This is a genomic window from Brevundimonas sp. ALps5, from assembly GCF_058681645.1.
Map to the genome: position 1 here is coordinate 2709226 of NZ_CM178744.1, position 22817 is coordinate 2732042.

The following is a 22817-nucleotide window of genomic DNA, read 5'->3' on the forward strand; positions in this document are numbered from 1 at the left end:
CAGCGCAATGAAAAGGGGCGGAGACCCGAAGATCTCCGCCCCTTCCATATTGCCGATCCGGTGGATCAGAAGGACTTGCTCACATTGATGAAGAAGGTCCGTCCGACGTAGTCGTAGCCGGAGTAGAGCGGGGCGTTGCCGACCCGGCTGACGACGCCCGCCGAGAGGGTCGGCGGCTCTTCGTTGAAGATGTTGCGCATCCCCGCCGTGGCGGTCCAGCCGTCGGCCGAATACTGCACCGAAGCATTGTGCAGGTAGTAGTCGCTGACCTCGGCGTCATAGCCCAGCGACGCCAGGGTGTAGCCGTAGTTCTTCAGGTAGTAGGCGTCGTACCCCATGGAATCGATCCACTCGATTCCGTAGTGCACCGTCCACTTGTCGAAGCTGTAGGCGGCGTCGGCGTTGGCGCTGAACTCGGGCGTGCCGATGGTGCCGACCTCGTCGAGGATCGGATCGTCGGCGAACAGGGTGCTGTAGCGCTCGGTCATCTGGGTGACGCCCAGGTTGAAGATCGCACGGCCCGGTCCGAACTCATTGGTGTAGCGCAGGGTGTAGTCGATGCCGTGGACCACGTCGGTGGCGACGTTGACGTAGCTGTCGTGCACCGTCAGGGCGCCGGTCGAGGCGTTGCGGTCGATCAGGGCGCAGTAGCCGTTGTCGGCCGAGAACTCGGCGGCGGCCGAGCCGTAGCAGAGGCTCAGGATGCTGCTGTAGCCGATACGCGAGACCCCGTTGTCGATCTTGATCTCATAGTAGTCGGCCGCGAACGACAGCTTGCCCCAGCGGTCCGGCAGTTTGGGCTGCAGGACCAGGCCGACGGTCAGGTTGTCCGAGGTCTCGGCGCTCAGGTTGTTGTCGGCGCCGCCCGAGGTGATGACGGCGACGCTGGAGGTCTGGTTGAAGTTGGTCGCCAGACCCTCGCTGGCGCAGTTGGCCGCGACGATCGGGTCGGTGCCGGTGGAGCCATAGCTGTTGCAGGGATCCGCGGTGGAGCTGACGTAGCCCGAGGTCGCGCCGACGAACTGCTCGAACAGGGCCGGGGCCCGGTAGGAGGTGCCGTAGGCGCCGCGGAAGGTCAGGAAGTCAAACGGCTGATAGACCAGACCGACCTTGTAGGTGGAATCGTCGCCGTAGGACGCATAGTCGGTCCAGCGGGCCGAACCGGTGAAGGTCAGGGCCTTGGCGAAGGGCAGGTCGGCCAGGATCGGCACTTCCACTTCGCCGAACAGCTCGGTGACCGAGTCGCTGCCGCGGGTGATGGCCGAGGTCGAATAGTTCCAGGTGTTGGCGTTCTGGGAATCGATGCCCGGCGTGTCGTCGATCGAGGACTTGCGGTACTCGGCGCCGACATAGGCCATGACCTGACCGGCCGGCAGGGTGAACAGCGGACCGTCGAAGCCGACGCTGGCGACGGTCTCGTCATAGATGGTCGTGCCGGTGACGTCCTGTTTGACGTAGTTGACCCAGGCCTGGGGCAGTTCGCCGCCGATGACGGCCGAGGTCAGATAGGGCGCGGCGACGCAGTTGGCGTCGGAGCTGACGCAGGAGAAGGTGCCGTCGGCGTTCTTGACGACGTTCAGGCTCTTCTGCAGCCGGTCGGTGAGGAACTGCTCGGTCGTATAGACGGACTTGGAGCGGGTGTAGCTGACGTAGGCGTCATAGTGCCAGTCGGGCAGGAACAGGTCGCCGCGGATGCCGGCCAGCTCCTTGGCGAAGTCGACCCGCTGCTGGCTCTCGGTGTTGCCGAAGCCGATGAAGGCGCGCACGCCGACGGCCGAACCGGGGTTCAGGCCCTGGCTGGCCGAGGCATAGGTGCTGCCGGCCAGGTTGGTCGGGATCAGCGGGCTGCCCTTGGCGTAGTCGAGCACCAGCTGGCGGTAGTCGGTCGAGCTGGACTGGCGCTGGTTGACCAGGACCTCGCCATAGACCTGGGCGTTGCCGAGGGCGTGCAGGTCGTAGGAGCCTTCCAGATAGCCGGTGGTCACATCGACCGGCGTGATCAGGGAGGTGTTCAACATGTCCGGGTCGAAGGTGGTGCGGACGCTGGTGTTGGTCGCCGAGTTGCCGACGCCTTCGAAGCCGACCAGGCCCGTGGTCACGGCCGAGTTCGGACGCCAGCGGTTGAACGAGGTGCCCACCGCATTGGTCGCGCCGACGCCGGCGATGGTCGAGGTGCCGATGGTGTTGATCGTCACGCCGCCCGAGTTCAGCGAGAAGCATTTCGACAGGCCGGTCAGCGGGTCGATGTAGTCCGAGCCGTTGATGCGCTGGTCGGTCGGGCAGGAGGTGAAGGCCCGGTCGCCCAGGGTCAGCTCTTCCCGAACATAGCGCTCGGCCGAACCGGCCAGGCGCCAGCGGTCGCCGTGCGTGCCGGCCACGATCGAGAAACGGTTCTCGTCGCCGCCGCCGTTGGCGTCGTTGGTGAGGTTGTACTGGCCCGCGACCGTGACGCCGTCGACGCCCTTGTCGGTGACGATGTTGACCACGCCGGCGATGGCGTCCGAACCGTAGATCGAGGAGGCGCCGTCCTTCAGGACCTCGATGCGCTCGATCATGGCGGTCGGCAGGACGTTCAGGTCGGCCGAGCCGACCGAGCCGCGCGAACCGGCCGGGGCCACGCGACGGCCGTTCAGCAGGACCAGGGTGCGGGTGGCGCCGAGGCCGCGCAGCGACAGGGTGTTGGCGCCGGGCCCGCCGTTCACGACATAGCCGCCGTAGGCGTTGTTGATCTGGGCCGTGCCGCCCGTGACCGCCGTGCCCTGAAGCAGGGAGGTGGTGGAGGTGAAGCCGGCCAGGGTGGCTTCGTCACGGGTGATGACCTGGACGGGGGAGGGGGCGTTGTAGTTGTCCGTGCGCAGGCGCGAGCCGACGACCACGACCTCCTCGACCTGGGTCGCATCCTTGTCTTTGTCCTTGTCCTGATCGTCCCGGGACGTGGCCGTGTCCTGGGCCAGGGCGACGGCGGGGAGGGCCGCCGGAACCAGGGCGGCGAGGCCGACGACCATGGTCGTGCCCAGCAGGTGTTTTCTCAAATCGATCATGCGTCCAGCGCGCTCCTGTGTAACCGAGAGGTCTTTCGGGGCTCGATCTGGCCCCGTCGCGGTCAATAGGTGTCATCATCTCGATGCAAGAAAGCCATAAATCGTACAGAACGACGGTATTAAGGCCTGTGTATCCGTATAGGCACGAGATTTTGCTGTATTGTATCCCCGTGTTTCCAGATGAATATGAATGACAACTTATAGTCTGGAGTATTTCGTCTCAAATCTGATTTGATATCTTTGGGGCCGGATTGGGGCGATGGGTGAGGCGCGGGCGTGCGAAACCCTCCGGCGGTGAAGCCGGAGGGGCGGGCCTTGGGGATTGGCAAACCGTCAGGCGGCCCCGGCGGCCTGCAGGATCAGGGTCGCGGTCAGACCGCGGGGCTTGCGCGAGCGCAGCACCAGACGCGCCCGGTTGTCGCGCGCCAGCCGGCCGGCGATGGTCAGGCCGAGGCCCGAACCGCCGGTCTCGCGCGAGCGCGAATCCTCGAGCCGGACGAAGGGCTCCAGCACCCGTTCCAGATCGGCGTCGGCGATGCCGGGGCCGTCGTCCTCGATATCGAGGAAGACCTTCGTCCCCTCCGCGCGGGCGGAGATGCGGGCATTGCCGCCGTGGACCACCGCGTTCTCGATCAGATTGGCGACGCAGCGCCGGAGCGCCTTGGGCCGCACCAGGACGTCGCAGTCGCAGCCGTCGGCGAAGACCACCGGACGTCCCGCGTCGGCCTCGTCGTCGGCGATGGAGCGCAGCAGGGAATCGAGCGCCATGCGCGCGAAGGGCTCCTGACTGGGTTCGCTGCGGGCCAGTTCCAGCCCTTCCTTGACCAGGGCCTGGGTCGCGGCGAGGTCGCCCAGCAGCCGGTCCTTCAGATCCGCGTCGGTGACCTTCTCGACGCGCAGACGCAGCCGGGTGAGGGGGGTCTGGAGGTCGTGGGTGACGGCGGCCAGCACCTGGGCCTTGTCGTCCATGGCGCGCCGCAACCGGGTCTGCATGGTGTTGAAGGCGCTGGCCGCCTGACGCACCTCGGTGGGGCCGGCGTCGGCCATGGGCGGGGCATCCAGGCTTTCGCCGAGGGCCTGGGCCGCCGTCGCCATCTGGCGCACGGGCCGCGAGGCGACGCGGGCGACGAAGAAGGACAGGAGCGCCAGGGCCAGGGCCTCGATGCCCAGGAACCAGGGGTCCAGCACGCGTGGGCGCGACGCGGGCGGCGGGGCGCCGGTCACCATCGAGAACTGCGCGCCCCGGGCATCGGTGAAGTCGATGATCCAGCAGGCGGGCGGGTTGAGGCCCAGGGCCTGGGCCTCGGTCTGGACGGCCTTCTCGTGGGTGGCGTCGACCACCACCCGGGCGTCGCGGTTGTCGTTGCGGCGGCAGGCCGTGGATTCGGTGGACCAGGCGATGGCCTTGATCTCGCCCAGCCGGCCGTCGGACAGACGCCGGTTCAGCTCCAGATCAGGCCGGCCGCGCACGGCCGTCGCGGGCCGGGGCTGCAGGCCGGCGGCCCCGGTCCGGGCCATGTCGGCGGCCTCGGTCGGGTCCAGACCCTTGAGCACGGAGGCGTAGGATTCGATCCGGTCCGTCGTCCGTTCCGCGCGGAAAGCGGTGAGGTCGGCGCGGTAGCGCATGTCGGCGATGGACAGGGAGGCGATGGCCGCCAGTCCCGTACCGAACAACAGGATGACGAACAGCCGCCCGGTCATCGAGCCGAGGAAGCGCTCGACCCAGGCTTGGGGCCCCGATTGCGGTCCGACGCCGACGTCCGTCACGTCAGGACGACATTGGCGGCCAGCACATAGCCCTCATTGCGGATGGTGCGGATCAGCATCTGGCCGTCGGTTCCGAACTTCTGGCGCAGGCGGCTGACCTGAATGTCCACGGCGCGGTCGAGGGCGTCTTCCTGACGCACGCCGCCCAGGGAGATCAGCTGTTCGCGGCTCAGCACACGGTTGGCGTATTCGACCAGCACCTTGAGCAGCCGGTATTCGGCGCCGGACAGGACGACGACGCGGCCGTCGGGGTCGTGCAGCAGCCGCTGCTCGAAGTCGAAGGACCAACTGTTGATGCGCGCCGCCCGCGCCTCCAGCGGCGTCAGATTGGTCGGCAGGGTGCGGGTGCGGCGGAGTACGCTGCGGATGCGGGCGATCAGCTCGCGCGGCTCGAACGGCTTGGTCAGATAGTCGTCGGCGCCCATTTCCAGTCCGACGATCCGGTCCACGGCCTCGGCCCGGGCCGTCAGCATGATGACGGGCACGGCGGAATCGGAACGCAGGTCGCGGCAGAGTTTCAGCCCGTCCTCGCGCGGCAGGTTCAGGTCCAGAAGAATGATGTCGGGTTCGTGCGCGGCGATGGCGCTGCGCATCTGTGACCCGTCGGCGGCGGTGTCGATCTGGAAACCGGCGTCCGACAGCTGTTCAGCCAGCATGACGCGGATGTCGCGGTCGTCGTCGACCAGCAGGATGCGTGCAGGAGTGTCCATGGCCGCATCCTGAAACGATCTGTCGCTCCTCGCGCGGGTCATTTGGTTTCAGCTCTTGTCGGCGGACATCTCGACATAGTGTGACACAACTTTCCGGTCTCGCGACATAGAGAGAGACCTCCGGAACCTGATTGGGCCGTTAGGACCTCGCATTCGGAAACTGGCGCCGCAGTGCGCCGGAATGACGCCGCGCGAGGATTGAAGAGACCATGACCCAGGACAAAGACACCTCGCCGAAGACCGATGCAGACGCTCCGGTCGCCGCCCGCCGCCAGATCGGGCCGCGCAACCTCACCCGCACCCAGAAGCTGATCGGCACGGTGGTCGCGCTGATCGTCGTCGGCCTGCTTGCGGTGGTGGTGGCCCTGTCGCTGGGCGGCGACAAGGGCGGCGACGGCCAGCAGGGCGGTCCCGGCGGTCCGGGCGGCGGCCCCGGTGGAGGACGGCGCGGCGGTCCGGCCAGCACGGTCGGCGTCGCCACGGCCGCCAGCGCCGACATTCCGGTCCTGATCGAGGCCCTGGGCACGGTGACGCCCGCCGCGACCGTGACAGTGCGTCCGCAGGTGTCCGGCATGATCACCCAGGTCTTCTTCCGCGAGGGCCAGATCGTCCAGCGCGGCCAGGTCCTGGCCCAGATCGATTCCCGCGCCTTCCAGGCCCAGCTGACCCAGGCGCAAGGCGCGCTTCAGCAGAACACGGCCCAGCTGGCCGCCGCCCGCGTGACCCTGACCCGCTATGAGACCCTGCAGGGGCAGGACTCCATCGCCGGGCAGGACGTCGACACCCAGCGGGCGCTGGTGCAGCAGCTGGAAGGCGCCGTCACCGCCAACCGCGGCGCGGTGCAGGCCGCGCAGCTGAACCTGACCTTCAGCCGGATCACGGCGCCCGTCACTGGCCGGATCGGCCTGCGCGTCGTCGACGTCGGCAACTATATCGGCGCGGGCGACAGCGCGGGTCTGGCGGTCATCACGACCACGACGCCGATCGACGTCGAGTTCACCGTGCCCCAGGACAAGATCCCGGAGATCCAACGGCGCGTCTATTCCGGCGCGACCCTGCCGGTGCTGGCGCTGGACCGGACCCGCACGACGACGCTGGATACGGGGACCTTCTCGACGCTGGACAATGTCGTCGGGACCACGACCGGCACGGTGCGCGGCAAGGCCCGCTTCGCCAACGCCTCGGGCGCCCTGTTCCCCAGCCAGTTCGTCAATGTCCGCATCACCCTCGACACCCTGAAGGGCGCCGTGGTCGTTCCGGCGACGGCCGTGCGTCAGGGCGCGAACTCGGCCTTCGTCTGGCTGGTCAAGGCGGACAATACCGTGACCAAGCGCACCGTGGTGACGGGTCAGGCGACCACGACCCAGGTCGTCATCTCTTCGGGCCTCGCCCTTGGCGACAAGGTCATCACCGAGGGCGGCGACCGGCTGACCGAAGGCGGCAAGGTCACCGTCGCGGGTCAGGCGCCGTCGCGCGGCGCGCGTGGCGCCGGCCAGCACCGCAACCGCCCGGCGGCCCAGTAAACCGATGAGCCCTTCGCGTCCCTTCATCCAGCGCCCGGTCGCGACCGCGCTGCTGATGCTGGCCATCGTGCTGGCCGGCTTCGTCGGCTTCCGCATGCTGCCGCTCTCGGCCCTGCCGCAGGTCGACTATCCGACCATCCAGGTCCAGACCCTGTATCCGGGGGCCAGCCCCGAGGTCATGAGCCAGACCGTCACCGCGCCGCTGGAACGCCAGCTCGGCGAGATGGCGGGGCTGGACCGGATGAGCTCGGTCTCCTCGGCCGGCGCCTCGGTCATCACCCTGCAGTTCGGGCTGAACGAGACGCTGGACGTCGCCGAACAGGAGGTTCAGGCCGCCCTGAACGGCGCCAGCGCCCTGCTGCCCGCCGACCTGCCGGCGCCTCCGACCTATGCCAAGATCAACCCGGCTGACGCCCCGGTGCTGACACTGGCCATCACCTCCGACACCTTGCCGCTGACCGAGGTGCAGAACCTGGTGAACACCCGTCTGGCCCAGAAGATCAGCCAGACGGCGGGCGTGGGTCTGGTCAGCCTGTCGGGCGGCCAGAAGCCGGCGATCCGCATCCAGGCCGACACCCAGGCCATGGCGTCCTACGGCATCACCCTGACGGACATGCAGTCGGCGATCACCGCCGCCAACGCCAACGGGGCCAAGGGCAGTTTCGACGGCCCGACCCGGACCTATACGATCAACGCCAACGACCAGCTGCTGACGGCCGATGACTACAAAAATCTGATCGTCACCTATGCCGACGGCGCCCCCGTGCGGCTGTCGGACGTGGCCAGGGTCATCGACGGCGCCGAGAACTCCAAGCTGGGCGCCTGGGCCGACGAGAAGCCCGCCATCCTGCTGAGCGTCCAGCGCCAGCCCGGCGCCAACGTCATCCAGACCGTCGACGCCATCAAGGCGCGCCTGCCCGAGCTCCAGACCCAGTTGCCGGCCGCCGTCGACATGCAGGTCCTGACCGACCGGACCACGGGCATCCGCTCGTCCGTGCATCATGTGGAGTTCGAACTGATCCTGGCCATCATCGGGGTGGTGCTGGTGATCTTCCTGTTCGTGCACAGCCTGCGCGCGACCCTGATCGCCAGCCTGGCGGTGCCTATCTCCCTGATCGGCGCCTGCGGGGCGATGTATCTGCTGGGCTATAGCCTGAACAACCTCAGCCTGATGGCCCTGACCATCGCGACCGGCTTCGTCGTCGACGACGCCATCGTCATGATCGAGAACATCTCGCGCCATATCGAGAAGGGCGAGAAGCCCATGGCGGGGGCGCTCAAGGGCGCGGGCGAGATCGGCTTCACCATCATCTCCCTGACGGTGTCCCTGATCGCCGTGCTGATCCCGCTGCTGTTTATGGGCGATGTGGTCGGGCGGCTGTTCCGCGAGTTCGCCATTACCCTGGCCATCACCATCCTGATTTCGGCGGTGGTCTCCCTGACCCTGACGCCCATGCTGTCGGCGCGCTGGCTCAAGCCCGAGGCCGAGGGCGAACTGAAGGGGATCAGCCGCCATAGCGCCCGTCTCTTCGCCGACGTCGAGCGCCGCTATGAAAAGGGTCTGGACTGGGTGCTGCGGCATCAGCCCCTGACCCTGGGCATGGCCGTGGCGACCGTCGCCCTGACCGCTGTCCTCTATCTGGTCATCCCCAAGGGCCTGTTCCCGGTGCAGGATACCGGCCAGCTGCTGGCCCGCACCGAAGCCACCAGCTCCATCTCCTATGCGAAGATGAGCGAGCTGCAGCAGCAGGCCGCCAAGGTCATCCTGGCCGACAAGGACGTGAAGTCGCTGAGCTCCTTCATCGGGGTGGACGGGACCAACAACGCGACCCTGCACAACGGCCAGATGACCATCAATCTGAAGGATGGTCACGGCTCGCAGGACAAGATCATGGCCCGGCTGAAGGACGAGGTCAGTCAGATCGCGGGCCTGCGCCTGTTCCTGCAGCCGACCCAGGATCTGACCATCGACACCGAGACCGGCCCGACCCAGTACCGCCTCGCGGTCGAGGGCGCCGACACCGCCGTCGTCAAGGAATGGGCCGGCAAGCTGGCCGCGGCGATGGAGAAGCAGTCCAAGCTGAGGAACGTCTATAACGACGCCAGCGCCACGACCTCGGCGGCCATGGTCGACGTCGATCGCGACACCGCCGCGCGGCTGTCGATCACCGCCTCACAGGTCGACGAGGCCCTCTACAGCGCCTTCGGCCAGCGGATCGTCTCGACCATCTTCACCGAGACCAATCAGTACCGGGTGATCCTCGAGGCCGACCCGACCCTGGTCACCGACCTGAACTCCCTCGGCCAGCTGAACCTCAAGGCCGAGGGCGGGGCCGCGCCGCTGAGCGCTTTCGCCACCATTCGCGAGCAGCAGTCGCCGGTGCAGGTGACCCACGTCGCCCAGTTCCCGGCGACCACCATCGGCTTCGACGCGGCGCCCGGCGTCTCGCTCGGGGCCGCCGTCGGGCAGGTCCGGGCGGCGATCAAGAGCATCGGCATGCCCGCCAGCGTGACCACGACCTTCCTCGGCAGCGCCGGCGCCTATGAGAAGTCGCTGACCAACCAGCTGTGGCTGATCCTGGCGGCGGTGGTCTGCGTCTACATCGTGCTGGGTGTTCTGTACGAAAGCTTCGTCCACCCCCTGACCATACTGTCGACCCTGCCGTCTGCGGGCGTCGGGGCCCTGTTCGCCCTGCTGATCACGGGCAACGATCTGGGCGTCATCGGCATCATCGGGCTGATCCTCTTGATCGGGATCGTGAAGAAGAACGCCATCATGATGATCGACTTCGCGATCGACGCCGAGCGCAACCAGGGCAAGTCGCCGCGCGAGGCCATCTTCCAGGCGGCGGTGCTGCGTTTCCGGCCCATCCTGATGACCACTATGGCCGCTTTGTTGTCCGCCGTGCCCCTGATGCTGGGCATGGGGGAGGGGGCGGAACTGCGCCGGCCGCTGGGCATCGCCATCTTCGGCGGCCTGCTGGTCAGCCAGCTGCTGACCATGTTCACGACCCCGATCATCTACCTGGCCTTCGACAGGCTGGGGCCGAAGAAGAAGGCGACGGGCGCCGCCGGTGCGTCCGAGGACGACGGTCCCCTGCCGGACGATCTGGTGGGTGATCCGGAGCCTGCCCGGTGAACCTGTCCCAGCCCTTCATCCGGCGGCCGATCGCGACCATCCTGCTCAGCGTCGGTCTGGCGCTGGCGGGGATCGGCGCCTTCTTCGTCCTGCCGGTCGCGCCCCTGCCGCAGGTCGACTATCCGGCGATTTCGGTGCGGGCCAGCCTGTCGGGCGCCAGTCCCGAGACCATGGCCTCCAGCGTCGCCACCCCGCTGGAGCGGCGTCTGGGCGTCATCTCCGACGTCAATGAGATGACCTCGTCCAGCTCCACGGGCTCCACGCGGATCAATCTGCAGTTCAACCTGAACCGCAACATCGACGGCGCGGCGCGCGAGGTGCAGGCGGCGATCAATGCGGCGCGGTCCGACCTGCCCGCCTCGATGCGCAGCAACCCGACCTACAACAAGGTCAATCCGTCCAGCGCCCCGGTGATCATCCTGGCCCTGACCTCGGACACCAAGACCCCGGGCCAGATCTATGACGCGGTGTCCAACACCGTCTCCCAGCGCATCGCCCAGGTCGACGGCGTCGGCGAGGTCGAGATCGGCGGCGGCTCCCTGCCGGCCGTGCGGGTCCAGATCAATCCGTTCCAGCTCAACACCTACGGCATCAGCCTGGAGGACGTGCGCGCCGCGATCGAATCCGCCAACGCCGACCGGCCCAAGGGCGCCGTCGAGGGCGACGGACGCCGCTTCCAGATCTACACCACCGCCGCCGGCCGCAACGCGACGGACTATTCGAAGCTGGTCATCGCCTGGCGCAACAACGCGCCGGTCCGCCTGTCCGACGTGGCCACGGTCGCCGACAGCGTCGCCGACACCCGCACCCTGGGTCTGTTCAACGGCAAGCCGGCGATCATCGTCCTGATCACCCGCGAGCCGGGGGCCAATGTCATCAAGACCGTCGACGGCGTCCGCGCGGTGGTGCCCGAGCTTCAGGCCCAGCTGCCCAGCGACATCAGGATCCAGGTCGCGTCGGACAGCACCAACTCCATCCGCTCGTCCCTGCACGAGATCGAGCTGACCCTGATCGTGTCCCTGATCCTGGTGGTGCTGGTGGTCTCGGCCTTCCTGCGTACGGCCTCGGCGACGATCATCCCGGCGGTGGCCACCGTCGTCTCCCTGCTGGGGACGTTCGGGGTGATGTATCTGCTGGGCTTCTCGCTGAACAACCTCAGCCTGATGGCCATCACGGTCGCGACCGGCTTCGTCGTCGACGACGCCATCGTGGTGCTGGAGAACACCCAGAGGCACATCGAGGCCGGGATGGAGCGGGTCAAGGCGGCCTTGCTGGGCGCGCGCGAGGTCGGGTTCACCGTCCTGTCGATCAGCGTCTCTCTGGTCGCCGTCTTCATCCCCCTCTTGTTCATGGGCGGGCAGGTCGGGCGGCTGTTCCGCGAGTTCGCCGTGACCCTGTCGGTGGCGGTGATGATCTCGCTGGTCATCTCCCTGACCCTGACGCCGATGATGTGCGCCTTCATGCTGAAGCGGCATCCCGAGGGGCATCGCGAGAACTGGCTGGCGCGCCAGTTCGAGAAGGCCTTCAGCTTCGTCCAGAATGTCTATTCCTGGTGCCTGGACTGGGCCCTGGCCTGCAAGCCGCTGGTCGTCATCTCGCTGATCGCGATCATCGCCCTGACCGGCTACCTGTACGTCGTCGTGCCCAAGGGCTTCTTCCCGCAGCAGGATTCCGGTCAGCTGATGGCCGGGGTGCGGGCGGACGAGAGCGTGTCCTTCCAGGCCATGTCGGCCAAGCTGAAGACGGTCGTGGACATCATCCACAAGGACAAGGCGGTCGATACCGTCGTCGGTTTCACCGGCGGCGCCCGGGCCGGCGGCGCCTTCATGTTCGTCAATCTGAAGCCGCTCAAGCAGCGGGGAGAGAACGGCGCGGCGGTCATCGCCCGGCTGCGGCCGCAGCTGCAGAAGGTCGCCGGCATCAGCGTCTTCCTGAACCCGGTGCAGGACGTGCGCATGGGCGGCCGGTCGTCGAACTCGACCTATCAGTACACCCTGATCTCGGACTCCAGCGCCGATCTGAAGACCTGGGCGTCGAAGCTCACCGAAGCGATGAAGGCCCGGCCCGAGCTGACCGACGTCGACAGTGACCAATCGGAAAACGGCGTCGAGACCTTCATCAACATCGACAAGGATACCGCCGCCCGCATGGGGATCACGCCCCGGGCCATCGACAACAGCCTGTACAACGCCTTCGGTCAGAGGCAGGTCGCGACCATCTATGAGGACATCAACCAGTACTCCGTGATCATGGAGTGGCAGCAGGCCTTCGCCCAGGGGCCCGAGGCCCTGAACGACGTCCAGGTCCCGACCAGCGGCACAGGAACCACCACCAACGCCGTGACCAACCCGGCCCTGCGCGATCCCTCGACGGGTACGGCCCTGGCCACCACGACCACGCCGATGACGCCGCTCTCGGCCATCTCGTCGGTCAGCCAGCAGCCCACCGCGACCTCGGTCAATCACCAGAACGGGGAGCTGGCCACCACCGTCTCCTTCAACCTGGCGGACGGCGCCAATCTGGCCGACGCCAGGACGGCCATCGCCGAGGCCGAGGCCTCGATCGGCATGCCCATCAATATGCGCGGCTCGTTCGCCGGCACCGCCGCCAGCGCCAATGATCTGGCCAAACAGATGCCCCTGCTGATCGGCGCGGCGCTGGTGGCCATCTATCTGGTGCTGGGCATTCTGTACGAGAGCTACATCCACCCGCTGACGGTGCTCTCGACCCTGCCGGCGGCGGGCGTCGGGGCGGTGCTGGCCCTGATGCTGTTCAACATGGAGTTCTCGGTCATCGCCTTGATCGGGGTCTTCCTCCTGCTCGGCATCGTGAAGAAGAATGCGATCCTGATCATCGACTTCGCGCTGGACGCCCAGAGGTCGCGCGGGCTGTCGGCGGTGGAGGCGGTGAGGGAGGCGTCACTGCTGCGCTTCCGCCCGATCCTGATGACGACCCTTGCCGCCGGGCTCGGCGTCCTGCCGCTGGCCATCGGCTTCGGCGAGGGGGCTGAACTGCGCCGGCCGCTGGGCATCACCATCATCGGCGGGCTGATCGCCAGCCAGCTTCTGACCCTGCTCACCACCCCCGTCGTCTACGTCTATCTCGACAAGCTCAGGGGCAAGAAACGCGACGAGAGCGCCCTGGCGCGCCACATCGAAACGGAGACCACGCCCGCATGACCCGCATCCCTGCAAAGACCGCGGCGGCCCTGTTCGGCGTCGCCCTCCTGACCTCCGCCTGCGCGGTGGGGCCGAACTATGTGGTCCCGACCACGGCCGCCGCGCCACTGACGTTCAAGGCCCCGACGGGCTGGAGCGTGGCCGCGCCCGGCGACCGTCTGGATCGCGGCGACTGGTGGACCCTGTTCGGCGATCCGGTCCTGAACGATCTGGCCGCCCGCGCCGAGACCGCCAACCAGACCATCGCCGCCGCCGAGGCGTCGTACCGTCAGGCCCGGGCCGCGACGCGCGAGACCCGGTCGAGCCTGTTCCCGACGGTCGATCTGAACGGCTCGGGATCGAAGTCCGGCGGCGACGGCTCGAGGGGCGACAGCGAGAGTTATCAGGTCGGCATCGGCGCCAGCTGGGAGCCGGACCTGTGGGGCCGCATCCGCCGCTCGGTCGAAAGCGCCAACGCCCAGACCGAGGCCAGCGCCGCCGATCTGGCCAGCGCCCGGCTGTCGATCCAGGGCGAACTGGCGGCCAACTATCTGAACCTGCGCGAGGCCGACGCCGAGACGGCGATCCTGAACCAGACCATCGCCGCCTATGAGCGGGCGCTGACGATCACCCAGAACCGCTATGACGCCAAGATCGCGCCGCGCACCGATGTGTTGCAGGCCCAGAGCCAGCTGGCGACGGCGCGCTCGACGCTCGTCGGACTGGAGCGGACGCGCGCGACCTATGAGAACGCCATCGCCGTTCTGGTCGGCGAGAACCCCAGCAGCTTCACCCTCGCCGCGGTCAACGACTGGACCCCGGTCGTGCCGGACGTCCCGCTGGGCGTGCCGTCGGAAATCCTGCAACGGCGTCCCGACATCGCCTCGGCCGAGCGGGCGGTGGCGGCGGCCAATGCGACCATCGGGGTCCAGCAGGCGGCCTTCTTCCCGACCCTGTCCCTGACCGGATCGGCCAACTCTTCCACGTCGAGTCTCGGCGACCTGTTCTCGGCCTCGACCAATGTCTGGTCGCTGGGGCTGGGGCTGGCCGAGACGGTGTTCGACGCCGGGGCGCGGGGCGCCCGGGTGGCGCAGGCCAGAGCGACCTATGACGGCACGGTCGCGACCTATCGCCAGACGGTGCTGACGGCGTTTCAGGATGTCGAGAACCAGCTGACTGCGACCGGCGTCCTGGCCCGCCAGTACGCCCTGATCCAGGAGGCCTCGACGGCGGCGGACCAGACCGAGGCGGCGGTGCTCAACCAGTATCGCGCGGGTCTGGTGGCCTATACCGACGTCGTCACGGCCCAGACCAGCGCCCTGACCGCCCGCCGCAACCTGCTGCAGGCGGGCGTCGATCGCCAGACCACGGCGGTGGCGCTCATTCAGGCGCTGGGCGGCGGCTGGACGACGGCGTCGCTGCGGAATCCCTAGCGCAGATAGTCGGACAGCTTGACCGACATCAGCATGTTCAGGGTGGAGTAGGCGGTCTGGAGCTGGGTTTCGTACTGGGTCGCCAGCACCGAGGCCTCGGCCAGGTCGGCCTCCTTCAGGGTGCTGATCAGGTCGGACAGGGCCGAGGCTTTCGCGTCCGCGCGCTCGGCGATGGCCTCCAGCCGCGTCGCCCCGGCCGAGAGCCCCGCCTGCAGATCGGCGACGCCCGAGGCCGCCGTCTGGACCTGATCGAGCGCCGTGGCCGCGTCCGAGGTTCCGTTGATCAGACCCTTCAGGGCGTCGACCAAAGTCGCCAAAGACGAATTGGCGGAATTGACCGACAGGGCCACCGTCTGGCCGTCGGAAGCCGTGAAGACCCGCTCGTCCGTGCTGCCTGTATAGTAGCTGTCGGCGGCGCCGGAGACGTAGTCGGTCAGGTTCACCGCCGTGGCGTCGGTCGCGGTCCCGGCGAACAGGGACTGGTCCGAGAACTGGCCGTTGAGGATGCTCTGCAAATCCGACAGCCAGCCCTCGGCCGTTGTGGCCAGATCGGTCGTGGCATTGGCGCTGACGGCGCTGGCGAGGGTCGTGGAGATGGTATCCGTCAGGTCGGTGATCGTGCCCAGCGCCGACCACGACTGCTGCAGCACCGTCAGGGCGCTGTTGGCCGCGCTCGACTGGGCGGTCGCTGCCTCGTACGCCGTCTGCTGCCGTGTCAGGGCGCCCGCCGAGACTCCGAGCCCGCCGAAGGTCGAGGACTTGAGGCCGCTCGCCGTCTGGGCCTGTACGTCGGCCATCTTCGCCTGAACCCCCAGGGTCTGGTTCAGAACGTAGAGGGATTGGCTGAAGGTCGCGACCCGGCCGATCATGACGCGGCCATACTGACGAGGGTGTCGAACATGTCCTTGATGGCGCTCATCAGCTGGGCGGTGATTTCGTACTGCTGCTGATAGAGGCTGACGAGGGCGGTCTGTTCGTCGAGGTTCACGCCGGTGACGTTGCTGAGGCTGTTCTGATAGCCGGCGGCGAGCGTCGTCGAGAGCGCGGCCGCGCTCGAGGCCTTCGACACCGTCGAGGCGGCCGAGGCGAGGACGTTCGACGCATAGGACAACAGGCTGGTGGTCTGGGCCGACAGCTTGCCGGAGGCGGGCAGGGCGCGGTCGGCGCCCAGGGCCGTGAGCATGGCCTGGACGCCGCCCGTTCCACCCGAGGCGACCGCGCTCGCATTGACGGCCGCTGACGAGTTGAGGGTCGAGGTCGCCAGCTTGCTGGAGTCAGCCAGCAGGCTGGCGGAGACGCGGATGGTCGAGGCGTCCGTCCCCGTGAAGACGTCATTGAAACCGAGCCAGGCGTTCAGCGTCTGGCCCGAGGCGGTCAGGGCCGTGCTGGCGTCCAGGGCGATCCCGCCGCTGGTGCTGCTGATCGTCAGCTTGCCGTTCGACAGGCTGGCGGAGACGCCGGAGACGCCGTTCAGGGCGGTCATCAGGCCGGCGACGGTGGTGATGCCCGACAGGTCGAGCGTCGTCGATCCGGTCGCGGTCCCCGACGTCGTCATCTGGACGATCGTCAGGCTGCCGGTCAGGGACAGGGCGTCGCTCGAGGCCACCGACAGGCTCGACGTCAGGCTGGACGGCGGATAGCCGGCCGAACTCGCGGCGGCCGTGTTGACGGCGTCGATCACCCCGGCGGCCAGGGTGTCGAGCGCCGACTGCTCCGCGGGCAGGATCGTATCGCGCAGGGCCAGCAGGCCGCCGAGTTCGCCGGTGGTCAGGCTGGAGGTCACGTCGCGGCCGTTGAGGGTCACGCCGGAAAGGCTGTCGGGATAGCTGGTCGCGGTCGAGACCGCGCTGGTGGAGAAGCCGAGCACGCTGGCCGCATCCCCGACCAGCTGCTGGCCCGTTGTGGTGTAGACGTTCAGCCGCCCCGAGGCGTCCTCATAGCTGGTCACCCCGATCAGGCTCGCCAGAGAGGTCATGGCCGTGTCGCGGGCGTCGGCGAGGCTGGCGGCGTCGCCCTGGCCCGAGACGATCTGGGCGTTGAGGCCGCTGATGGTGGTCAGGAGGTCGTTGATCTGGCCGACCGTGGTGGCGATGGCGCTGTCGGCGTCCTTGCGCAGCGACTGGATGCCCGAGGACAGGTCGCGCAGACCGTCGGCCAGTTCGCTGGCGGCCGAGACCACATCGGCGGCGCTGGTCGTCGAGGTGCCCGACGCGAGGCTGGTCAGGGCCGTGGACAGGGCCGAGGTCAGGCTGGCGATGTCCGAGCCGTCATCGGTCCCGCCGAGCAGGGTGTCGTAGCGGCTGAGCGTATCGTCGACGGCGGTGTCGTAGCCGGCCTGGGCCGCGCTGGTGATGACGGACTTCAGCAGATAGCTGTTCGTGGCCCGGGTGACCGTGCCGGTGCTCAGACCCAGGACCGACGTCTGGGACGTCGCCGCATAGGTCTTCGAAGTGTAGCCTGTGGTGCTGGCGTTCGCGACGTTGGTCGTGCTCAGGGCGACCTGGTACTGGGCCGTCGACAAGGCCGCCGAGGCGTTGGCGAGAACGCCGCCCAGACTCACGGTTGCCCCCCGATCATGCGTCGCCTCTCGGCGGCGTCCGCCTCAGGCGAGCCCCCGCGCCATAGGCGTCGCGCGCCCCGGCGCCGCGGGTCAGGCGAATGATCTCTGAAGCGTGAGTGGTCATTTCGGCGCGCAGCACCTCGGCCCGGGTCTTGAGCGCGGCCTCCAGCAGCTGGACGTCGGAGATCAGCACCGCCCGGTCGTCCCAGGGCAGGGTCGCCAGCTTGGCGGCGATGTCGCGCGCCATTGCGGCGGCCTCTTCGTAGCCCTCGATGATCGGCAGGCTGAAGCCCGCGCCGCGCGAGCGCCGGGCCCGGGACAGCAGTTTCTGAAGGTTCTGCCCGTGGTCCGGCATCAGCGCACTACCGAGATCAGGGTGTCGAACATGTCCTTGACGCTGGACACCACCTGCGACGCCGCGGAGTAGGCCTGCTGGGCCACGATCATCTTGTTGAACTCGGTCGCCGTGTCGGTGGTCGAGCCTTCCAGCGCGCTGGAGACCACGTCGCCGGCGGCGCCGATGCCCGACAGATTGATCTGGGCCTGACCGCTCGACGCGCTGGCCTTGAAGGTGGTGCCCGAGATCTGGCTCAGGCCCGAGGCGTTGGCGAAGGTGGCGACCGGGATCTTGTAGATCGTCTTCGTCAGGCCGTTGGAGAAGGTGGCGCTGACCGCCCCGTCCGAGCCGATGGTGACGCCGCTGAGCGTGCCCGCCGCCATGCCGTCGCTGGTGATTTTCGTCACCGCGATGGTCGGGTCGGTGGCGCCGGAATCGTACTGGGTCAGGCCGGTCGAGGAGCCGACGGCGCCGAGGTTCAGGGCCACGGTCGCGTCCGAGGCGCCGTCGTTGAAGCTGAAGGTCACCGACGACGGATCCGGGTTGATCACCGAGGGCAGGCCGTTGCTGTCGAAGGTGATGCTGACGGTGTTGGTCGCGGCGGTGCCGGTCTCTTCGCCACTGCCCGCCGAATAGGGATTGCTGACCGCCAGCGACCAGGTGTTGGCGTCGGTCTTGGTCCAGGTCTGGTCGAAGATATGGGTCGCGCCGAGGCTGTCGATCACCGAGGAGGTGGTGGTGAAGCTGTCGCCGACGGCGGCGTCCGCGGGCAGGTTTGCGGCGACCGTCAGACTGGTGCTGGCCGAGGCCGGGGAGGTCAGGTTGGAGACGTTGATCGCCTGCAGACTGGAGGCCCCGGTCGCCGTCACCACGCCGTCGGCGTCGGTGGCGTAACCCTGCAGATAATAGCCCTCGGAGTTGACCAGATAGCCCGAGGAGTCGGTCGTGAAGCTGCCGTTGCGGCTGTAGGCCAGATCGGCGACGCCGCCGGTCGGACTGCTGGTCACGGCGAAATAGCCGCTGCCGTTGATGGCCAGGTTGGTGTCGACCGTCGAGGTGGAGATCACCCCCTGGACCAGCATGGCGCGGCTGAGCGAGGTCGAGACGCCGCCGGCGGCGACGCTGGATTCCATGCTGGAGGAGACCAGCGACTGGAAGGAGGTGTCCTTGACCTTGTAGGCGGTGGTTGAGGAGTTGGCGATGTTCTCCGAGATCGACGACAGGGCGACGCCCTGGGCGGTCAGGCTGGAGACGGCGGAGGCGAGGGCGCTGGACAAGGTCATCGAAGCGCGCCTCAGGCCGAGGCGTAAAGTTTGAGGATGTCGTCGGCGGAGATGACCGCGTCGCCGGCCTGATAGCCGGTCGTCCCGCTGTCGAAGGTCACCGCATCGATCTTCGCGAAGGCGGTGACGCCATTGACCGTGCCCACGCCGTCGGCGTCGCTGGACACCGAGGTCAGGGTCAGAACATCGCCGTCCTCGACCCCCGTCAGATCGGCCTGATCCAGCGAGAAGGCGTGCTGGCCGCTGGCGGTCTCGCCCGTGCCAGACCAGACGACGTCGCCGTCCTGATTGGTCACCACCAGGGCGGTGGAGGCGGCGTCCGACCCGACCGTATAGGTCCAGGAGGCCGAGCCGTTCTGGACGGGGGCGTCTGTGCTGTCGATCTCGGCGGTCTTGCCGATGTAGTCGGCCCCGCCCGCCGTCAGCATGGCGGTCAGGGACGAGGACAGGGCGGCGAGGTTGTCGTTGGTCTCGGTCTGCTGGCCCAGCTGGGCATAACCCACCAGCTGGTTGGTGAAGTCGGTGACGTCCGTGGGCTCCAGCGGGTTCTGCGTCTTCAGCTGGGTGACCAGGATCTGCAGGAACTGGTTCATGTCGAGCGTCAGCGACGACGAGGAGGTCGCTGTCGAGGTCGTCGTCGCGACGGATGAAACGGTGGTCATGGCGTCGGCCCGGTCCGGTTGCTGTCACGGGTTCAACGAGACGGCCGGAACGGATGGGGCGCGGAAAATGCGCGGCTCCCGATTTTTCTGACGACGAAAGAAAGCGCGCCCCAAACGCGGCGGCCGCTCCGTTCCATCTGCGGGACCGGAGACGAGAAGCGTTCTCCGCCCCCTCCGGCGTGCATTTCGCGCGTCGGCGTCAGCCTGGAGAGAACGAGGAAAGAATGCCTGTCATCTCAACCAATACCGCCGCCAACACCGCCCTGCGCTATCTGAACGCCAATTCGGCGGCGCAGTCGGCCTCGGTGGCGAAACTGTCGAGCGGCCAACGCATCCAAAGCGCCAGGGACGACGCGGCCGGCCTGGCCACGTCGACCAACATCGCGGCCGATGTGGTGGTGCTCGAACAGGCCTCCATCAACGCCCAGCAGGGAACCGCGGTGCTTCAGACCGCCGACGGCGCCCTGTCCCAGATCAGCGACATCCTGCAACGCATGAAGTCGCTGACGGCCCAGTCCCAGACCGGGTCGGTGGACGATGATGGCCGCGCCAATATCGATGCGGAGTACCAGCAGCTGCTGGAGGAAGTCGGGGACATCGCGACCTCGACCAACTTCAACGGCTCGACCCTGCTCGACGGCGCGGGCGACTACTCGACCGGCGTCTCGTTCCTCCTGGGCACCAGCAGCACCGATGTGCTGACGGTGACCATCGACGGGGTGACGGCGAGCGATCTCGGCATCGACGGCACCGACGTCACCTCCGCGGACAACGCGGCGACGGCGATGGACGCCATCGATGGGGCGATCAACTCCATCTCGACGTCTCGGGCGAATGTGGGCGCCAGCCTGTCGCGCTTCGACTATCGGGCGAGTGTCATCGACACCTCGCTCGAGAACCTGGAGGCCGCGAAATCGGCCATCAGCGACGTCGACCTGGCCTCCGAGCAGACCAACTACACGACGCTCTCGACCCTGACCCAGGCGGCCATCGCCGCCCTGAGCCAGGCGAACAGCATGAGCCAGTCGCTGTTGAAGCTGCTCCAGTAAAGGCGCGGGCGGGGGTTCGCCTCCGCCCGTTCCCCTGATCTCCCCACGAACGGACAAAGCCCATGGCCAGCGTTGCCGCGACCGCCTCGACCTCGGGGTCGGCCAGCTACATCACCTCCATCTCCTCCGGATTGGACACCGACGCCCTCATCGATGCGGCGGTGGCCCAGAAGACCGCGCGCGCCGACACCATCGACGCCAAGGTCACGGCCAACACCACGAAGATCAGCGCCTATCAGGAGGTCCAGAGCCTGGTCGCGGCCGTGTCCGACGCCATGGAGAGCCTGGCCCTGCCGGCATACTCCAGCCTGGGATCGGACAATGCCTTCGACAACCGCTCGGGCTCCCTGACCACAGCATCGGGGGCAACCGTTTCGGGTCTGGCCGTCGACGTCGACAGCGAGGCGGCGACCGGCGTCTATTCCATCGAGGTGGTCCAGCTTGCCCAGGCGATGAAGGTCGCCGCCACCGCCGCCCCCTCGACCACCGCGCTCGGTCTGGCCGGGATCATGTCGATCGGCGTCGAGGGCGGGACCGCCGCCGAGATCACCGTCACCACCACCACCACCCTCAGCGACCTGGCCAAGGCGATCAACGCCCAGACCTCGACCACGGGCGTCCAGGCCTCGCTCGTGAAGCTGGACGATGCGAACTACCAGCTCGTCCTCTCCGCCGTGGACACCAATGAGACCATCGTCCTCAGCACGGTCAGCGGCGACGACGTGGCCCGGTCGGTCGGCCTGACCGACGCCGACGGCGGCTTCACCCATGTCCTGCGCGAGGCCCAGCCGGCGATCATCACCGTCGACGGCGCCACCGTCACCCGCTCGACCAATGAGATGACCGACGTCATCGACGGGGTCAGCTTCTCGCTGGCCGGGGTCACGACCGAGCCGATCACCCTGACGATCACGGCTGACAATTCGGGGGTGAAGACCGCGATCAGCGACTTCGTCACCGCCTACAACGCCCTGAAGCAATATGTCCTCGATCAGCAGGCGGTGTCGTCCAGCGGCGGGGCGTCGGATGATGCGGTCCTGTTCGCCGACAGCCTGCTGCGCTCGCTGGACCAGACGCTGAAGACCCTGATCAACGGCGCCAGCGCCTCGTCCTCCGGCGACATCACCCGGCTCAGCGACATGGGCATCACCTGGACCTCGGACAATCTGCTCGAGATCAGCGACGAGACCGCGCTGAACGACGCCATCCTGTCCAATGCGAAAGCCCTTGAGAGCTTCTTCGAGACCGACTTCACCACCTCGGACAGCGGCCTGAAGCTGCTCAGGAACAACACCTCGAAGTCGCTGGATTTCACCCTGTCGATCCAGACCGACGAGAGCGGGGCCATCACCGGCGTCACGGCCAACGGCGACGACGCGGCCTTCACCATCTCCGGCTCCCGCCTCGTCGGGGCGACGGGCACGGCCTACGAGGGCATCACCTTCATCCTGGCGCCGGCCTCGACCGGGGACATTTCGGTGTCGATCCAGCAGGGGTTCGCCAACCTGCTGACCCAGGCGATGACGTCCTACGACAGCTCGACCACCAGCCTGATCCAGCAGCGCATCGACTCCATCGAGACGGTCAACGAGGACCTGACGACCCGGTCCGACAAGATCCGCACGGACGCCGACACCTATCGGGAAAAGCTGGTCACCAAATACGCGAACATGGAGGCCGAGCTGACCCAGGCCAAACTTCTTCAGGCCCAGATCGCGGCCATTCTCGGGAACACATCCTCCGATGACTAACACCGCCTACGGACGGGCCAGCATGGCCTATCGCGCCTCGGGTCTGCTGATCCACGAGCCCGCCAGCGTCGCCCTGGCCCTGCACCAGAAGCTCTACGCCGCCGTGACCTCGGCAAGCCTTGCCGGGGAGCAAAATCGGCTCGACGAGATGTCCGGCCACGTCCAGACCGCCTCCAGTATTCTTACCGCCATGAGAATGCACATGAATTTCGAACTGGCGGGGCCGGATGGGCGGCAACTGGAGCGCTTCTATCACCGACTGCAGCGCCGCATCGTCAACGCCGCGATGTTGCGGGACGGAAGCCCGGAGTGGTCGGAGATAACGGGACAGATACGCGGCGTTATGTTGGGGCTCTCAAAGGCCACAAGCCGGCAACACTAGGCGCCCCAAGTTTACATCATTG

15 protein-coding genes are annotated in these 22817 nt (G+C 67.6%); 7 read left to right on the top strand and 8 right to left on the bottom strand.

What is annotated here, in order from left to right:
* Positions 1–65: 65 nt before the first annotated feature.
* The 3 genes from ACW172_RS13035 to ACW172_RS13045 all read right to left on the bottom strand — a co-directional run bounded on the left by ACW172_RS13035 (position 66) and on the right by ACW172_RS13045 (position 5518).
* On the bottom strand, positions 66–3041 hold the full coding sequence (locus tag ACW172_RS13035; protein ID WP_492031869.1) for a TonB-dependent receptor domain-containing protein: 2976 nt from the start codon (positions 3039–3041) through the stop codon (positions 66–68).
* Between the two features lie 333 nt (positions 3042–3374).
* Positions 3375–4808 carry an ATP-binding protein gene (locus ACW172_RS13040; protein WP_492031870.1) on the bottom strand — a complete coding sequence of 478 codons (1434 nt, stop codon included), beginning with the start codon at positions 4806–4808 and terminating at the stop codon, positions 3375–3377.
* Positions 4805–5518: a response regulator transcription factor gene (locus ACW172_RS13045; protein WP_492031871.1), complete on the bottom strand. Its 714-nt coding sequence runs from the start codon at positions 5516–5518 to the stop codon at positions 4805–4807. The genes ACW172_RS13040 and ACW172_RS13045 overlap by 4 nt, the downstream gene beginning before the upstream one ends.
* A gap of 209 nt (positions 5519–5727) precedes the next feature.
* On the opposite strand from ACW172_RS13045, the gene ACW172_RS13050 reads away from it, so the two are divergent.
* Genes ACW172_RS13050 through ACW172_RS13065 form a run of 4 tightly spaced genes read left to right on the top strand, consistent with a single transcriptional unit; the run spans position 5728 to position 14771 of the window.
* Positions 5728–7041 (top strand): efflux RND transporter periplasmic adaptor subunit, encoded by a 1314-nt coding sequence (locus ACW172_RS13050; protein WP_492031872.1) that lies wholly within the window; start codon positions 5728–5730, stop codon positions 7039–7041.
* 4 nt (positions 7042–7045) lie between these two features.
* Positions 7046–10180: an efflux RND transporter permease subunit gene (locus tag ACW172_RS13055; protein WP_492031873.1), complete on the top strand. Its 3135-nt coding sequence runs from the start codon at positions 7046–7048 to the stop codon at positions 10178–10180.
* The gene (locus tag ACW172_RS13060; protein ID WP_492031874.1) at positions 10177–13359 is read left to right on the top strand and encodes an efflux RND transporter permease subunit; all 3183 of its coding nucleotides are present in this window, start codon (positions 10177–10179) and stop codon (positions 13357–13359) included. The genes ACW172_RS13055 and ACW172_RS13060 overlap by 4 nt, the downstream gene beginning before the upstream one ends.
* A complete protein-coding gene (locus ACW172_RS13065; RefSeq protein ID WP_492031875.1) occupies positions 13356–14771 on the top strand; it encodes an efflux transporter outer membrane subunit in 1416 nt (471 codons plus the stop codon). The genes ACW172_RS13060 and ACW172_RS13065 overlap by 4 nt, the downstream gene beginning before the upstream one ends.
* On the opposite strand, the gene ACW172_RS13070 is transcribed toward ACW172_RS13065, so the two are convergent.
* Genes ACW172_RS13070 through ACW172_RS13090 form a run of 5 tightly spaced genes read right to left on the bottom strand, consistent with a single transcriptional unit; the run spans position 14768 to position 19613 of the window.
* Positions 14768–15640 carry a flagellin gene (locus ACW172_RS13070; protein WP_492031876.1) on the bottom strand — a complete coding sequence of 291 codons (873 nt, stop codon included), beginning with the start codon at positions 15638–15640 and terminating at the stop codon, positions 14768–14770. The genes ACW172_RS13065 and ACW172_RS13070 overlap by 4 nt on opposite strands.
* Positions 15637–17331 carry a flagellar hook-associated protein FlgK gene (gene flgK / locus ACW172_RS13075; RefSeq protein WP_492031877.1) on the bottom strand — a complete coding sequence of 565 codons (1695 nt, stop codon included), beginning with the start codon at positions 17329–17331 and terminating at the stop codon, positions 15637–15639. The genes ACW172_RS13070 and flgK overlap by 4 nt, the downstream gene beginning before the upstream one ends.
* A 13-nt stretch (positions 17332–17344) precedes the next feature.
* Complete coding sequence (locus ACW172_RS13080) at positions 17345–17686, bottom strand: hypothetical protein (RefSeq protein WP_492031878.1); 342 nt, start codon at positions 17684–17686, stop codon at positions 17345–17347.
* Positions 17686–18951 carry a flagellar hook protein FlgE gene (gene flgE / locus ACW172_RS13085; RefSeq protein ID WP_492031879.1) on the bottom strand — a complete coding sequence of 422 codons (1266 nt, stop codon included), beginning with the start codon at positions 18949–18951 and terminating at the stop codon, positions 17686–17688. Before flgE ends, ACW172_RS13080 begins: the two co-directional genes overlap by 1 nt.
* Positions 18952–18962: 11 nt before the next feature.
* Positions 18963–19613, bottom strand: coding sequence for a flagellar hook assembly protein FlgD (locus tag ACW172_RS13090; protein WP_492031880.1), 651 nt, complete (start codon positions 19611–19613; stop codon positions 18963–18965).
* 224 nt (positions 19614–19837) lie between these two features.
* Here ACW172_RS13090 and ACW172_RS13095 point away from each other — a divergent pair, with 224 nt between their 5' ends.
* The 3 genes from ACW172_RS13095 (at position 19838) to ACW172_RS13105 (ending at position 22795) form a co-directional block, all read left to right on the top strand.
* Positions 19838–20662: a flagellin gene (locus tag ACW172_RS13095; protein ID WP_492031881.1), complete on the top strand. Its 825-nt coding sequence runs from the start codon at positions 19838–19840 to the stop codon at positions 20660–20662.
* Positions 20663–20724: 62 nt separating this feature from the next.
* Positions 20725–22413, top strand: coding sequence for a flagellar filament capping protein FliD (fliD, locus tag ACW172_RS13100; protein WP_492031882.1), 1689 nt, complete (start codon positions 20725–20727; stop codon positions 22411–22413).
* Positions 22414–22435: 22 nt separating this feature from the next.
* On the top strand, positions 22436–22795 hold the full coding sequence (locus ACW172_RS13105; RefSeq protein ID WP_492031883.1) for a flagellar protein FliS: 360 nt from the start codon (positions 22436–22438) through the stop codon (positions 22793–22795).
* Positions 22796–22817: the final 22 nt, after the last annotated feature.